Consider the following 14,112-nt stretch of genomic DNA (forward strand, 5'->3'; position numbering starts at 1 on the left):
CGCTACCGGATGCGGCGGATTCGGCGAACGCGTTCCCGGAAAGCCGATGTGCTGTGCGAATGAGATCTTCCGGTTGGCTTCCGGTGGAGGTACGGCCGGGGGACCGGAAGACAACGGCACGGTGAAGTCCCAGTAAAGGCAGGAGCCCTGTCCACCGCCGAAGCGGGGAACAGGGCTCCTTGGTTACTGCGAATCGGCCGCGATCAGGCCGGGGTGACGTTCTCCGCCTGCGGGCCCTTGGGGCCCTGCGTGACGTCGAAGGTGACCTGCTGGTTCTCCTCGAGGGAGCGGAAGCCAGCAGCGTTGATCGCGGAGTAGTGAACGAAGACGTCGGGGCCCCCGCCGTCCTGGGCGATGAAGCCAAAGCCCTTTTCAGCGTTGAACCACTTCACGGTTCCGGTAGCCATAAGCCCTCCTTGGGCCAAAGGGTTGCCCTGCTCCAGAACCTTCGACGAAGTCTGAAAACTACAAAAGCCTGCGGGTTACATGCTCCGCAGGCTCTGTACTGCAAGGGAAACCAAACTGCAACTTGCGGCGAGCCTAGCACGGTAGGTTCTCGCGACGGAAGAGTCGAAGATCACGCCCACGGGGGGTTTTCCGCTCCGGAGGTCCGGAAAAGATCGCCGGTCGGGCTCGATGCGGCGGCCCCCCGGCGCGGACCGGCCGGGATCCGGGGCTAGCCTCCCGCTGTGGACAATTCAGCCTGGCACCGCTCCCGCCCGCGCGTCGGTCACATCCAGTTCCTCAACTGTCTGCCCCTCTACTGGGGTCTGGCCCGCACCGGCAGCCTGCTCGACCTGGACCTGACCAAGGACACCCCGGAAAAGCTCAGCGAGCGGCTGGTCCGCGGCGAACTGGACATCGCCCCGGTCACCCTCGTGGAATTCCTGCGCCACAGCGAACAGCTGGTGGCCCTGCCCGACATCGCGGTGGGCTGTGACGGCCCGGTGATGTCCTGCGTGATCGTCTCCCAGCTGCCCCTGGAGAAGCTGGACGGGGCGCGCGTCGCCCTGGGATCCACCTCACGCACCTCGGTGCGCCTGGCCCAGCTGTTGCTCGCCGAGAAGTACGGCGTGCGGCCGGACTACTACACCTGCCCGCCGGATCTCGGCGCGATGATGCAGGAGGCGGACGCCGCCGTGCTGATCGGCGACGCCGCGCTGCGCGCCTCGCTGCACCAGGCGCCCCGGCTGGGGCTGGCGGTGCATGACCTGGGGCAGATGTGGAAGGACTGGACGGGCCTGCCGTTTGTGTTCGCGGTGTGGGCCGCGCGCCGGGACTACCTGGACCGGGAGCCGCTGCTGGTGTCCAAGGTGCACCAGGCCTTCCTGGCCTCCCGGGACCTGTCCCTCAGGGAGGTAGGCAAGGTCGCCGAACAGGCGGCGCGCTGGGAGGCGTTCGACGCCGGGCTGCTGGAGCGCTACTTCACCACGCTCGATTTCCGGTTCGGGGAGCGGCAGTTGGCGGGCGTCGCGGAATTCGCCCGCCGCACGGGGTCGTCCTCGGGTTATCCGGCGGATGTGCCGGTGCGGTTGCTGGGGAGCTGACCCCCGGGGCGCGGTGGCCCGGGCCCATCAGGACCGGAGCCACGAACGAGGCGCCGAACACGGCCCGGGCACTCAGGAGCCCGGCACCGGCCCCCGCATATGCTCGCTGATCCACTGGATCAGGCCGCCGGTGGCCATGTTCGGCACATAGCTGGCCGCGTCATGCCGGCCGCCCTGGATCACGCTCAGCCTGGTCTTCACCGGACCCCTGGTGTACCTGGCCACAAAGTCCTCGATGGGCCCCTTGGCCTGGGCGTCGCTGCCCACCGTCCCTACCTGGAAGGCCAGATAGACATCCGGGCCCCTGGCGGCGATCAGCCGTTGCGCCAGCACCTTGGGGTTGTTGGCCGCCTGCTCCGTCTCATGCCCGTTCCACAGCCGGGAGTCGGGCACGATGTCCGGGCCGGAGGCGATCACGGCCTTGAAGGTGTCCGGCTTCTGCAGCACGGACTTCAGGCCGGCGAAGCCTCCGGTGGAAGAGCCCATGAAGCACCAGCCGTCCCGGGACTTGATGGTGCGGAAGTTGGCCCGGATGAGATCCGGGACATCCTCGGTGAGCCAGGTGCCCATCCTGGGCTGGCCGGGGATGTCGCTGCCGTCCCAGTACAGACCGCCGATGTCCGGATGCGGGTTGAGCACCGGCATCGCCAGGATGAAGGGCAGGCTCCTGCCCTCGTGGAACCACCGCGAAATGCTCGCCTCAAGCTTGAGGTTGGTGCCCATCCAGTAGTTGCTGGGATAGCCGGGCCCGCCGGGCAGCGCGATCATCACCGGGAAGCCGCTGCCGGCGTATTTCGGATCGTCGGTGTACTCCTTGGGGGCCCACACCCAGACCTTGCCGGTGAAGCCGGACTTCCGGCCCGCCAGGGTGGTCACCGCGATCTTGGTGCCGTCCTCGGGGACCGTCCCGGAAATCTTGAAGTCGGCCTTGGGCCCGGTCGGCAGGGAGACCTGGGCATCGCCCGACCGACCGCTGTTGCCGCCGGCTTGACCACCCGGCTTGTTCTCCTGGTCGAAGCTGATCGGATCGCCCTGGTCCGAGAAGACCTCGAAGCGGTCGAGCAGCGGCCAGGCGAGGCCGCCGAGCACGGCTATGCAGACCACCGCGAGGATCCACCGCTTGGCCCGGGCGGCCCGCTGGTGGCCATGGGACCGGTAGGCCCCCTGTGAAGAGTGCGTCATCGCGTCGCTCCAGGACGACTTCGCCGAATGGGCAGATTCTGTCCCCGGGTTGCCCGTTCGGAACCATGCCGCGTGGGGCCACGATGCCACAACACGCCGGAGCCCCGACCCTGTTGAGGGCCGGGGCTCCGGCGTGCGAAACCGTATGAACGTCAGGAGGCGGGCGTCGGCCCCTGCATGTGCTCGCTGATCCACTGGATCAGGCCGCCGTCGTACATGCCCGGCACATAGGTCTTGGCGTTGTGCTCGCCGCCCTGGATCACGCTGTACTTGGTGTGAATCGGGCCCTTGTTGCCAAACTTGTTGAGGAACTGCTCGATCTTGGGCTTGGCCTGGGCGTCCGAGCCCTTGGTGCCGACCTGGAAGGCCAGATAGACATCCGGGCCGCCCTTCTTGATCAGCTTGGGGGCCAGCAGGTTGGGGTTGTTGGCCGCCTTCTCCGTCTCATGCCCGTTCCACAGCGGGGAGTCGGGGGCGATGTCCGGGCCGGAGGCGATGATCGCCTTGAACTTCTCCGGCTTCTGGAGGGCCGACTTCAGGCTGGCGAAGCCACCGGTGGAGGAGCCCATCATGGCCCAGCCGTCCCGGGACCTGATGGTGCGGAAGTTGGCCTTGATGAGGTCGGGGACGTCCTCGGTGAGCCAGGTGCCCATCTTCGGCTGGCCCGGGATGTCACTGGCGTCGTTGTAGATGCCGTTGTCCGGGTGCGGGTTGAGCACCGGCATGGCCAGGATGAACGGCAGGCTCTTGCCCTCGTCGTGCCACTTGGAGATGCTCGCCTCAAGCTTGAGGTCGGTGCCCATCCAGTAGTTGATCGGGTAGCCGGCGCCGCCGGGCAGCGCGATCATCACCGGGAAGCCGCTGTTGGCGTACTTGGGGTCCTTGTACTCCTTGGGGACCCAGACCCACACCTTGCCGGTGAAGCCGGACTTCTTGCCTTCCAGGGTGGTGACCGCGATCTTGGTACCGTCCTCCGGGACCGTGTTGGCGATCTTGAAGTCGGCCTTGGGGCCGGTCGGCATCAGCACCGGGGACTTGGGGTCGGACTTCTGCTGCCCGGTGTCACCCCCGGCCTGACCGCCTTCCTGCCCGAAGCTGATGGATTCGCCCTTGTCCGAGAACAGGTCGAAATAGTTGAAATAGCTGAGCACCGGCCAGGCTATGCCGCCGACCACGGCTATGCAGACCGCGACGATGGCCCACCGCTTGGCGCTGGAGGCCCGGCGGTGGCCACGGGACCGGTAGGCCCCGTTTGGACTGTGCGTCATCGTGTCGCTCCGTGACGTTGATGCTGTCCCGAAGGGACATGACGGTGTCGATTCCGCCCTAGGGGATGGTCAAATCACACCGGTGGGTTCCGTGAATTGAGTCATAGGTCGAACAAAAAGCCCAATGCCCAGGTCATTCGAACGGAATGCCGGGGTCCAAGGCCCCTTGCCCGGCCGCCCCACGGCCGTCCGGGCCCCTGGCGTAGGCTGGCTCGGTCTTGACATCGGTCTTGATCACACCCCTCCGACCCCTCCGAAGGGACGCCCGGTGACCGCGAACGCCGACCTCTCGTCTATTGACGTCGCAGCCGTCCTCGACCGCGCCGCGGCGGGCGGCCGGATCACGCCGGAGGAGGCGCTGGAGCTCTACCGGTCCGCCCCGCTGCACGCCCTGGGCGCGGCCGCCGACACCGTCCGCCGCCGTCGGTACGCGGGCACCGAGCACATCGCCACGTACATCATCGAGCGCAACATCAACTACACCAACGCCTGCGTGACGGCCTGCAAGTTCTGTGCCTTCTACGCGCCGCCCAAGAGCGACAAGGTGTGGACCCGCGGCCTGGACGACATCCTGCGCCGCTGCGCCGAGACCGTGGAACTGGGCGGCACCCAGATCATGTTCCAGGGCGGTCACCACCCCGACTACGGCGTGGAGTACTACGAGGAGCACTTCTCGGCGATCAAGCGGGAATTCCCGCAGTTGGTCATCCACTCCCTGGGCGCCTCCGAGGTGGACCACATGGCGCGCATCTCCGGGGTGAGCGCCGAGGAGGCCATCCGCCGTATTCACGCCGCCGGCCTGGACTCCTTCGCGGGCGCCGGCGCCGAGCTGCTGCCGGAGCGGCCGCGCAAGGCCATCGCCCCGCTCAAGGAGTCGGGTGAGCGCTGGCTGGAGATCATGGAGCTCGCCCACAACCTGGGTGTGGAGTCCACCTCCACCATGCTGATGGGCACCGGCGAGACCAACGCCGAGCGCATTGAGCACCTGCGGATGATCCGCGAGGTCCAGGACCGCACCGGCGGCTTCCGGGCGTTTATCCCCTACACCTACCAGCCGCAGAACAACGCGCTGAAGGGCCGGACGCAGGCCACCATCTTCGAGTACCTGCGCCTGATCGCCGTCGCCCGGCTGTTCCTGGACAACGTGGCCCATATCCAGGGCTCCTGGCTGACGGTGGGCAAGGAAGCCGGGCAGCTCTCGCTGCATTACGGGGCGGACGACCTGGGCTCGGTGATGCTGGAGGAGAACGTGGTCTCCTCGGCCGGCGCCAAGCACCGCTCCAACCGCATGGAGCTCATCGACCTCATCCGCAAGGCGGGCCGCGTCCCCGCGCAGCGGGCCACCACCTATGAGCACCTGCTGGTGCACGACGACCCGGCCAATGACCCGGTCGACGACCGGGTGGTCTCCCACCTGTCCTCCACCGCCATCGAGGGCGGCACCGCGCACCCCGAGCTGAAGCTGGTCGCCTCCGACCGATGCTGACCGTTCACGCGGCGGACCTGCTGCTGGCCGGGGACGGCTCGGCGTCGGTCCCCGGCGGCGCGGTGGCCGTGGACGGCGGGCGCGTCACCGCCCTGGGCCCGCTGCCCGAGGTATCCGCCGCCCATCCCACGGCCCGGGTGCGCCGCTGGCCCGGCCTGCTGCTGCCCGGGCTGCGGCAGTGGCACGGGGCCGCGCTGCTGGAGCGGACGTACCACCCCGACCCCCGCGAGTACGGGACGGTCGGCGACCGCCCGCTCACCGGCGACCGCCTGGCCGCCCTGGAGATGTCCGAGACCCGCTGGGCGGGCAGCGCCCGGCGCGGCCTGCAGCGGATGCTCGGCCATGGCACGGTGGCGGTGGCCGGGCCGTTCCGGGACCCGGTGGTACGGACCGCCGTGGCCCGCTCCGGGCTGACCGTGCTGCCCGTTTCCGCCCCGCCGCCGGGTGAGGCGGACCTGGATCCGCTGCGGGGTGCGGCGGCCTTGGCGGACGTACTGGCGGCGCCGCTCGCGGTCGGCGCCCGGGCCGACCTCGCCGTGTTCGACGCCCCCGATGAGGCGGGGCTGCTGGCGGCCGGGGCCGGGACGTGTGTGGCCACGGTGCTGGGTGGGCGCCTGGTGCACCGGCGGGCCTGAGTCAGCGCGGTGTCGGCCCGCCACTGGTTCGGGTGACGCTACCGTCGTATACGGGATCGCGATCCGCACCCGCGCCCAGACTGGCGTTCATGGGAGCAGTGATGACCGCAGAGCGGCTGGAGAAGGCCACTCCTGAGAACTGGATGTTCCCGCCTGTCGAGGGCTGGACGGTTGACCAGGTGGAAGACCTGGAGCTGCCGTTCGACTGGGAACTTGTGGACGGAGTGATCGCGGTCAGGGGGAGGACGGTGCCATGGCACAACCTGGTGCGGGCCCGTATCGAGCAACGACTGGACGAATGCCTTGAGGGCCCCTACGCCGTTCTTTCCGAGCAATGCGTACTGATCGACAAGTACAACCCCCCCGTTCCTGACGTCGTGGTCTTCGACCAGCGCGGGATCGACATCTTCGAGGCGAGGCATATCCCCGCGGAGAACGCGGTCCTCGTGGTCGAGGTGGTGTCTCCTGGTTCGCGTCAGGATGATCGTGTCCGCAAGCCTGCCTTGTACGCGGCGGCGGGCATCAAGAACTACTGGCGGGTCGAGCGCGGCGAGGACGGTAATCCCGAGGTGCACGAATACTGGCTGCACAGTGAGACCGGTCAGTACATCTCGTCCTTCGACCGTCCGGTGCACGTCGGCAAGTTGGAGACCAATCGCCCCTTCCCCATCGTCATTGACCTGGCCACCCTCATCGAGCTGCGACGCACTCGCGTCAGCGATTCGTAAGGGCAGTGCCCCCACCCATCAGAACCCCGCTAAGAGGAACCCTCCCCACCGCTTCCACCCGCCAGGATGATCTCCGCGGGGACGGCCGCTCCGGTCGCCTCGCGGTGCGAGCTGGAGGGCCCGGACAACCGCTGTGCGGCGGCGGGCCACGATGACGCGCACCGCCGGTAGCAAGCCTGGTCGCCGTGGGGGTCACCGGGCGGGGGGACCGGCGGTCCTGGGGGCGCGGGGGCCCAAGGAGCAGCGCAGTCCGCACCGCGAGGCGGCCTCCCTTTCGGGGCGGTCGTTCCCGTCCAGAGCGAGGGGTGAACAATGGGGGGCGTGACCCGAGCCTCCCTGGACAAGCAGCCGCACGAAGTCGCCGCCATGTTCGATGACGTGGCCGCGAAGTACGACCTCACCAACGATGTGCTCTCGCTCGGCCAGTCCCGGCTGTGGCGCAAGGCCGTGGCCAAGGCCGTGGCCGCCCGCCCGGGGGAGAAGGTGCTGGACCTCGCGGCCGGTACGGGCACCTCCTCGCTGCCCTTCGCCGCCGATGGCGCCTATGTCGTCCCCTGTGACTTCTCCACCGGGATGCTGCGGGAGGGCAAGAAGCGCAACCCCTGGCTGCCGCTGACCGCCGGTGATGCCACCCGGCTGCCCTTCGCGGATGGTGTGTTCGACGCGGTCACCATCTCCTTCGGGCTGCGCAACGTCCAGGACACCGATGCCGCGCTGACTGAGCTGCTGCGGGTGACCAAGCCCGGCGGGCGGGTGGTGATCTGTGAGTTCAGCCGCCCCACCTGGGCGCCGTTCCGCACCGTCTACACCGAGTACCTGATGCGCGCCCTGCCGCCGGTCGCCCGTGCGGTGAGCAGCAACCCGGACGCGTATGTCTATCTCGCGGAGTCCATCCGCTCCTGGCCGGACCAGCCGGAGCTGGCCGCACGGCTGCGGCGGGCGGGCTGGTCCCGGGTGGCCTGGCGCAATCTCACCGGCGGGATCGTGGCCCTGCACCGGGCCGTCAAAACCGCCTAGGCGGCGGCGTTCCGGCCGGTAGGATCACGCGGCATCGCACCGCCCCTGACCTGCCATAACTCCGGAGCGCTCATGCAGTTGTCCTGCCCTGCCTGTGGCTTGGCCGCAGCCCTTGACGCCCGCCGCTGCGCGGCCTGTGGCATGCAGCTGCCCGCACCCTTACCGGCGGCGCCCTGGGCTCCGCCGCCACCGCCGGGGCCACCGCTCTCGCCCGGGGCGCTGTGGCTGCGCCGGGTGTTCACCGGCGACTGGGCGGGTTCGGCCCGGGTCGCGCTCTGGCCGCTGGGCCTGCTGCTGATCGTGGCGCTGGGGCTGTCCATATCCACCGGGGGCGACCGGGAGGCGCCTTCCTGGCCGGAGCGCTTCCAGCTGGTCATCGCCCTGTTGCTGCAGGGGCTGGGCGGCAGTCTGGACATCGGCGCCGGCAGCCGTGGCGGACTGGTCCGGGGCACCGGATCGGTGTCGGTCTGGCTGCTCACCATCACCGTGCTGTGGATCGCCGCCACGGTGCTGGGCGCCCGGCGGCTGCGCCGGCTCCGCCCGGTGGGCGGCGGGCTGGAGTACGCGCTGCGGACGGGGCTGTTGTGCGCGGCGGCGGTGCTGGTGCTGGGCCTCTACGGCCAGCCGTCGTCCGACCGGGTCTCCCTTTCCACCACACCCTCGCTGGCCGCCCTCTTCGTTCTGGCGCTGACCGCCGGGCCGAGCGCGGCCGTACTGTGCCGTGACGCGCTGGCCGCCCGGCTGGGGCCCGGCGCGCGGATGACGGTACGGGCCTGCGGGACCGCGCTGCGCGCCCTGGCGCTCTCCGTGGGGCTCTGGGCCCTGATCGACTTTGTGGTCATCGCCGCCCACCAGGACGAGGTGGGCGGCGGCTGGGGCGTACTGGGCTCGCTGGCCGTCCTGGGCAACCTGGCGGTGCTGTCCCTGGGGATCTCCTTCGGCGCGGACGCCCAGGCCACCAGCGGCTCCTCCGCCGGCTATTCCCCGGGTTACTCCTATGGCGCCGGTTCCGGCGGCTGGGGGCACAGTGCCTCGGTGGGCCTCAACCAGATCGGTGAACAGTGGGGCGTCTGGGCCCAGTTGGGCGTGGTGGCGGCAGGAGTGCTGTGCGCCCTCTCGCTGACCTGGCTGCTGGTCCGCCGCTCCGCCGCGGGCTACCGTGAGCAACTCCTCTCCGGTGCCTTCTTCTTGGCCGCCCTCTGGCTGCTCGCCCTGGTCTCCGGCGTCTCCGTCGACCTGACCGGGGAAGCGTCCTTCCTCCCCTCGCCGGCCCTTGGACTGCTCCTGGCCAACTCCCACTTCGGCCCGGACGGTGGCCAGGTGCTGCTGTTCGGTGCGCTGTGGACGGGGGGCGCGGTCCTGCTGGCCCTCCTCATCCAGAGCACCCGCCGCCCGGGCTCCGTCCCGCCGGCTCCCCCCTACGCCCCGCCGCCGGCCTGGCACCCCGCGCCGCCGGGCGCCACGCCTGCCACTCCGACGGCGCCCGCCCCGCCCGCCGTGGCCCCGACGGCGCCCGCCCCGCCCGCCGTGGCCCCGACGGTGCCCGCCCCGCCCGCCGTTGCGCCCGCGCCCGTCGATCCGTCCGGCGCGCCCACCCCCGGCGTGCCGCGGGTGGATGCCCCGCCCGCGCCAACCGCTCCTCCCGCGCCAACCACTGCCCCCGCGCCGGCCACTCCCCCCGCCGGGAGCGCCCCGCCCGCCGGTGCGCCGCCGGCGGCTGCCGTCCCGCCCCCGCCCGGGGCGTCAACTCCCGTACCCGACACCGCGATCGGCGATCCGGGTGCGCCCGCCCCTCGCGCCCCCTACCTCAAGTGGGCCGCGATCGGGCTGGCCGCGTTTCTGGTCGGGGGTGCGGGGGCGGCCGGAGTGCTGCTGGTGCAGCAGCACGGGGGCGCCAAGCGGGAGGCGAGCCCGCGGACCGTGGCGGCCTCACCGGGCTCGCCGCCCCCGTCCCCGTCCTCGTCCCCGTCTCCGTCTCCGTCCGTGTCCCCGTCCCCGGACGCGTCCGGGAGTGCCGGGCCCACCGGCACCCCGACGGCGGCCCCGGACAAGCCCACTCCGCCCACCGGCGAACCGCCCGCCGGCTATGAGCGGATGACCTCCCCGGAAGGGTTCTCGCTGGCCGTTCCCAAGGGCTGGCACCGGGAGAACAAGGGCAGCGGGCAGATCGACTACGCGGGGCCCACCGGGCCCGAGCACCTGCGGGTCGGCATCCTCGAACACACCTCGCAGCCGGCCTATGACCACTTCCTGGAGATGGAGAAGGTGGTCGGCCGGCAGCCGGGCTATCAGCGAGTCAGCATGACGCCCAACACCTTCCAGGGGCGCCCGGGCGCACGCTGGGAGTGGACCTGGCGGGAGCCGGGCTCCGGGCAGCTGATGCGGGCCATGGACCAGGCGTATGTGGACGACTCCGGGACCGAGTACGCCGTCCTCTTCCAGGGCCGCGACAACCTCGGCAGCGACTTCGGCGCCACCTTCCGCACCGCGCTGGCCTTCTGGTGGGTCGGTCCGTACTGACCGCGTGCCCGTCACCGTCCGCCCGGCTCATAGACTCGGTCGACAGACCTGGTCACCAGCCGAACGGAGAGCCGACGTGACTGCATCCCCTGCCGAACACACCGCCGATGTGATCGTGGTGGGTGCCGGTCCCGCCGGCTCCACCACGGCGTACTACCTGGCCAAGTCGGGCCTGGATGTGCTGCTGCTGGAGAAGACGGCGTTCCCCCGGGAGAAGGTCTGCGGCGACGGGCTCACCCCCCGCGCCACCAAGCAGCTGGTGTCGATGGGCATCGACATCTCCGAGGAGGCCGGCTGGCTGCGCAACAAGGGTCTGCGCATCATCGGCGGCGGCGTCCGGCTCGAACTGGACTGGCCCGAGCTGGCCTCGTTCCCCGATTACGGCCTGGTCCGCAAGCGCGACGACTTCGATGAGCAGCTGGCCCGGCAGGCGGTGAAGGCGGGCGCCCGGCTGTATGAGCGCTGCACCGTCGGCGCGCCCGTGATCGACGACCGCACCGGCCGGATCACCGGTGTGCACGCCAGGCTCGGCGACGACAAGACGCCCGTCACCTTCCACGCCCCGCTGGTGGTGGCCGCCGACGGCAACTCCTCCCGGCTCTCCCTGGCCATGGGCCTGCACCGCCGCGAGGACCGCCCGATGGGCGTGGCGGTCCGCACCTACTTCACCTCGCCCCGCCATGACGACGACTACCTGGAGTCCTGGCTGGAGCTGTGGGACCGGCGCGGCCCGCAGGACCGGCTGCTGCCGGGCTACGGCTGGATCTTCGGCATGGGCGACGGGACCAGCAATGTCGGTCTGGGCGTCCTCAACACCTCCAGCTCCTTCAAGGAGTTGGACTGGCGGGAGATCCTCAAGGCCTGGTGCGCCTCCATGCCCGAGGACTGGGGCTACACCCCGGAGAACATGACCGGCCCCATCCGGGGCGCCGCCCTCCCCATGGCCTTCAACCGCCAGCCCCACTACACCCGGGGCCTGTTGCTGGTCGGCGACGCGGGCGGCCTGGTCAACCCGTTCAACGGCGAGGGCATCGCCTACGCCATGGAGTCCGGCCAGATCGCCGCGGATGTGATCGTCCAGGCGCACGCCCGCGCCTCGTACGCCCAGCGGGAGCTGGCGCTCCAGCGCTACCCCAAGGTGCTCAAGGACACCTATGGCGGCTACTACACGCTGGGCCGCGCCTTTGTGAAGCTGATCGGCAACCCCAAGGTCATGAAGCTGGCCACGGAACGCGGCCTCACCCACCCGCTGTTGATGAAGTTCACCCTCAAGATGCTCGCCAACCTCACCGACCCCACCGGGGGCGACGCGATGGACCGGATCATCAATGGGCTGAGCAAGGTGGCGCCGCGTTCCTGATGTCCCCGGACAGCGGTCACTGACGCCGCGCTGACAGGGCGCTCCTTACCCTTCCGGCATGCGAACTCCCCGACGCGCGGCCCGAGTAGCCGTTCTCGACCCCGATGGTGCGGTCTTCCTCTTCCGCTATGACAACGAAGAGGTGGGCGTGCACTGGGCCATGCCCGGCGGCGGCCTGGAACCCGGTGAGACCCCTCGCCAGGGCGCGCTGCGCGAGCTCGTGGAGGAGACCGGCTGGACGGATCTGGAGCCGGGGCTGCTGCTGGGCACCTGGGAGCATGACTTCACCCGCGCGGGCATACCGGTGCGCCAGCATGAGCACCTCTATCTGGCCCATGGCCCCCGCCGGGAGCCGGCCGCCGGCCGGACCGCCGCCGCGCACGCCGAGGACGGCATCCTCGGCTGGCGCTGGTGGACGCCACGGGAGCTGGCCAGCGCCCGGGAGGCGCTCTGGCCGCCCCACCTCCCCGAACTGCTGCGGCCGCGCCCCGGTCAGCTGCCCGCCACCGCGTAGACCGGCGCCCACCAGTAGTCGCACAGCCGGCGCGGTTCCTCGGGGGTGAAGCCGGCCTCCGCCAGGTCCGCCACCCAGGCGGCCACCGGCTGCTCATCGTGTTCCTGGTGCCCGGTGCTGCCCAGCTTGCCCAGCAGTACGGGCACCAGGAAGCCCTGGGCCACCAGTTCCCGGCTCTCCCGGTACTCCCGCAGGCCCCGCTCGTACCGGGACACCAGATAGCGGAACCACTGCGGCTCCAGCCCGTCCCCGATCACCGGTGCGTCGAACTCCACCAGCAACAGCCGCCCGGTACGCGGCCGCAGCCACCGCAGCAGCTCCAGCCGCTCCGCCCGCCCCAGGGTCAGCAGGGCGAAGGTCTCCTGCACCAGGTCCCAGGACCCGTCCGGCCGCTCGGCCATAAACCGCTGGCCGGTGAGGGCGTGTCCCCGGTGCGCCACTCCGCGCCGGCCGAGCTCTCCGGTCACCAACTCCAGGCGTTCGGCGGAGGGTTCGACCACCTCCACAAAGCCCACCTCATCGGTGAGCGCGGGCAGCAGCGCATGCCCCTCGCCGCTGCCGATGTCCAGCAGCCGCCCCGGCCGCCGGGCCGTGTACTCGGCGCGCAGCGCCTCCTGGGTGGCCCGGTAGAGCCCCACATTGCCGCCGCCGCGGACAAAGGCGGTGAACGCCGCCGACTCGCCGTAGACATCGGCCTGCCGGCCGGAGGCCAGCCAGCGGGCGGTCTCCATGTACACCACCCGCCCCGGCTCGGCATCGGCCGCCAGGGCGGCGAGTCCGGCCGCCGTGTCCAGGTCGTCCGCCCGGTACGCGGCCATGGCGAGATAGAACCGCTCCTCCGCCGAGGCGGCCGCCGCCGCCAGGCCGGCCGCCTGCTCCCCGGCCAACAGCCTTTCCCTGACCAGCTCCAGTGTCATCCGGCCCCTCCCTCACCTCTGCACACAGGAATATCCGTTGCACCCGTGCAACCGCAATGCTGGAGTGACCCCATGGATCCGGCAAACGTTTTGCGCGCCCTGGACGTCCAACTCCGCGAGCACGCAAGGCCCGACGGGCCCGGTGGGCAGGTGGAACGGGTGGGCGAGGTGGTGCGGCAGACCGCCCCGCCGCACGGCTGGAACGGGGTGCTCTGGTCCCGCCTCACCGAGGACACCGCGGACGCGGCCATCGCCGCCCAGGTCCGTCATTTCGCCTCGCTCGGCCGGGAGTTCGAGTGGAAGCTCTACTCCCATGACACCCCGGCCGACCTGGGCGACCGCCTCCGGGCCGCCGGCTTTGTCCCGGAGCCGGCGGAGACCCTGATGGTCGCCGAGGCGGGCACGGTCGCCACCGAGCCGGCCCTCCCCGAGGGCATCCGTCTGCACACGGTCACCGACCCCGCCGAGGTCCATCTGGTGGCCACCGCCCATGAACTGGCCTTTGGCACCGAGGCATCCCGCCTGGCGCACCAACTGCGCGAGCAACTCGCCCAGCGGCCGGACGAGATCACCATTGTGGTCGCCCTGGCCGGTGACCAGCCGGTGTGCGCGGCCCGCATGGAGCTCTGCCCCGGCACGGAGTTCGCCGGGCTGTGGGGCGGCGGAACCGCCCCGGCCTGGCGCGGCCGCGGCATCTACCGTGCCCTGGTCGCCCACCGCGCCCGGATCGCCGCCGCCCGTGGCTACCGCTATCTCCAGGTGGACGCCTCCGATGACAGCCGCCCCATCCTCACCCGGCTGGGCTTCACCGCACTGAGCGTCACCACGCCCTACGTCTACGACCCGGCGCCCCGCCGGCCCTTGGCGCCTTAGTGCCGGACACACCGAAAAGCCGCCGCCCCGAGCGGAGGGGCGACGGCTCAACAGTCACAGAATCA

At 70.8% G+C, this 14,112-nt stretch carries 12 protein-coding genes and 1 pseudogene; 9 read left to right on the plus strand and 4 right to left on the minus strand.

Annotated features, from left to right (window positions below; translation table 11 throughout):
* Positions 1-203: 203 nt before the first annotated feature.
* On the minus strand, positions 204-407 hold the full coding sequence (locus tag ACIHFE_RS11455) for a cold-shock protein (RefSeq protein ID WP_030067036.1): 204 nt from the start codon (positions 405-407) through the stop codon (positions 204-206).
* Between the two features lie 282 nt (positions 408-689).
* Between ACIHFE_RS11455 and ACIHFE_RS11460 the strand changes: the two genes are divergently transcribed.
* Positions 690-1,547 (plus strand): menaquinone biosynthetic enzyme MqnA/MqnD family protein, encoded by an 858-nt coding sequence (locus ACIHFE_RS11460; RefSeq protein WP_400105643.1) that lies wholly within the window; start codon positions 690-692, stop codon positions 1,545-1,547.
* Between the two features lie 72 nt (positions 1,548-1,619).
* Here ACIHFE_RS11460 and ACIHFE_RS11465 read toward each other — a convergent pair whose 3' ends face one another.
* Entirely contained in the window at positions 1,620-2,729 is a 1,110-nt protein-coding gene (locus ACIHFE_RS11465) for an alpha/beta hydrolase (protein ID WP_400105644.1), read from the minus strand.
* Between the two features lie 152 nt (positions 2,730-2,881).
* Positions 2,882-3,997, minus strand: coding sequence for an alpha/beta hydrolase (locus tag ACIHFE_RS11470; protein WP_400105645.1), 1,116 nt, complete (start codon positions 3,995-3,997; stop codon positions 2,882-2,884).
* Positions 3,998-4,265: 268 nt separating this feature from the next.
* Here ACIHFE_RS11470 and mqnC point away from each other — a divergent pair, with 268 nt between their 5' ends.
* The 7 genes and pseudogenes from mqnC to ACIHFE_RS11505 form a co-directional block, all read left to right on the plus strand.
* Positions 4,266-5,483, plus strand: coding sequence for a cyclic dehypoxanthinyl futalosine synthase (mqnC, locus tag ACIHFE_RS11475; protein WP_400105646.1), 1,218 nt, complete (start codon positions 4,266-4,268; stop codon positions 5,481-5,483).
* A complete protein-coding gene (locus ACIHFE_RS11480) occupies positions 5,477-6,118 on the plus strand; it encodes an imidazolonepropionase-like domain-containing protein (protein WP_400105647.1) in 642 nt (213 codons plus the stop codon). The genes mqnC and ACIHFE_RS11480 overlap by 7 nt, the downstream gene beginning before the upstream one ends.
* Positions 6,119-6,219: 101 nt before the next feature.
* The gene (locus ACIHFE_RS11485; RefSeq protein WP_400105648.1) at positions 6,220-6,846 is read left to right on the plus strand and encodes a Uma2 family endonuclease; all 627 of its coding nucleotides are present in this window, start codon (positions 6,220-6,222) and stop codon (positions 6,844-6,846) included.
* Between the two features lie 321 nt (positions 6,847-7,167).
* A complete protein-coding gene (locus ACIHFE_RS11490; protein WP_400105649.1) occupies positions 7,168-7,863 on the plus strand; it encodes a demethylmenaquinone methyltransferase in 696 nt (231 codons plus the stop codon).
* Positions 7,864-7,962: 99 nt separating this feature from the next.
* Positions 7,963-10,383, plus strand: coding sequence for a hypothetical protein (locus ACIHFE_RS11495; protein WP_400105650.1), 2,421 nt, complete (start codon positions 7,963-7,965; stop codon positions 10,381-10,383).
* A gap of 76 nt (positions 10,384-10,459) precedes the next feature.
* The gene (locus tag ACIHFE_RS11500; RefSeq protein ID WP_400105651.1) at positions 10,460-11,743 is read left to right on the plus strand and encodes a geranylgeranyl reductase family protein; all 1,284 of its coding nucleotides are present in this window, start codon (positions 10,460-10,462) and stop codon (positions 11,741-11,743) included.
* A 58-nt stretch (positions 11,744-11,801) separates the two neighbouring features.
* Positions 11,802-12,257, plus strand: a pseudogene (locus ACIHFE_RS11505) (NUDIX hydrolase); the annotation flags it as partial.
* Here ACIHFE_RS11505 and ACIHFE_RS11510 read toward each other — a convergent pair.
* A complete protein-coding gene (locus ACIHFE_RS11510; RefSeq protein ID WP_400105652.1) occupies positions 12,236-13,174 on the minus strand; it encodes a class I SAM-dependent methyltransferase in 939 nt (312 codons plus the stop codon). The pseudogene ACIHFE_RS11505 and the gene ACIHFE_RS11510 overlap by 22 nt on opposite strands.
* A 72-nt stretch (positions 13,175-13,246) precedes the next feature.
* Here ACIHFE_RS11510 and ACIHFE_RS11515 point away from each other — a divergent pair, with 72 nt between their 5' ends.
* Positions 13,247-14,047, plus strand: a complete 801-nt coding sequence (locus tag ACIHFE_RS11515) for a GNAT family N-acetyltransferase (RefSeq protein WP_400105653.1) — start codon at positions 13,247-13,249, stop codon at positions 14,045-14,047.
* Positions 14,048-14,112: the final 65 nt, after the last annotated feature.

It is taken from the genome of Streptomyces sp. NPDC052396, assembly GCF_044593195.1.
GTDB lineage: Bacteria > Actinomycetota > Actinomycetes > Streptomycetales > Streptomycetaceae > Streptomyces.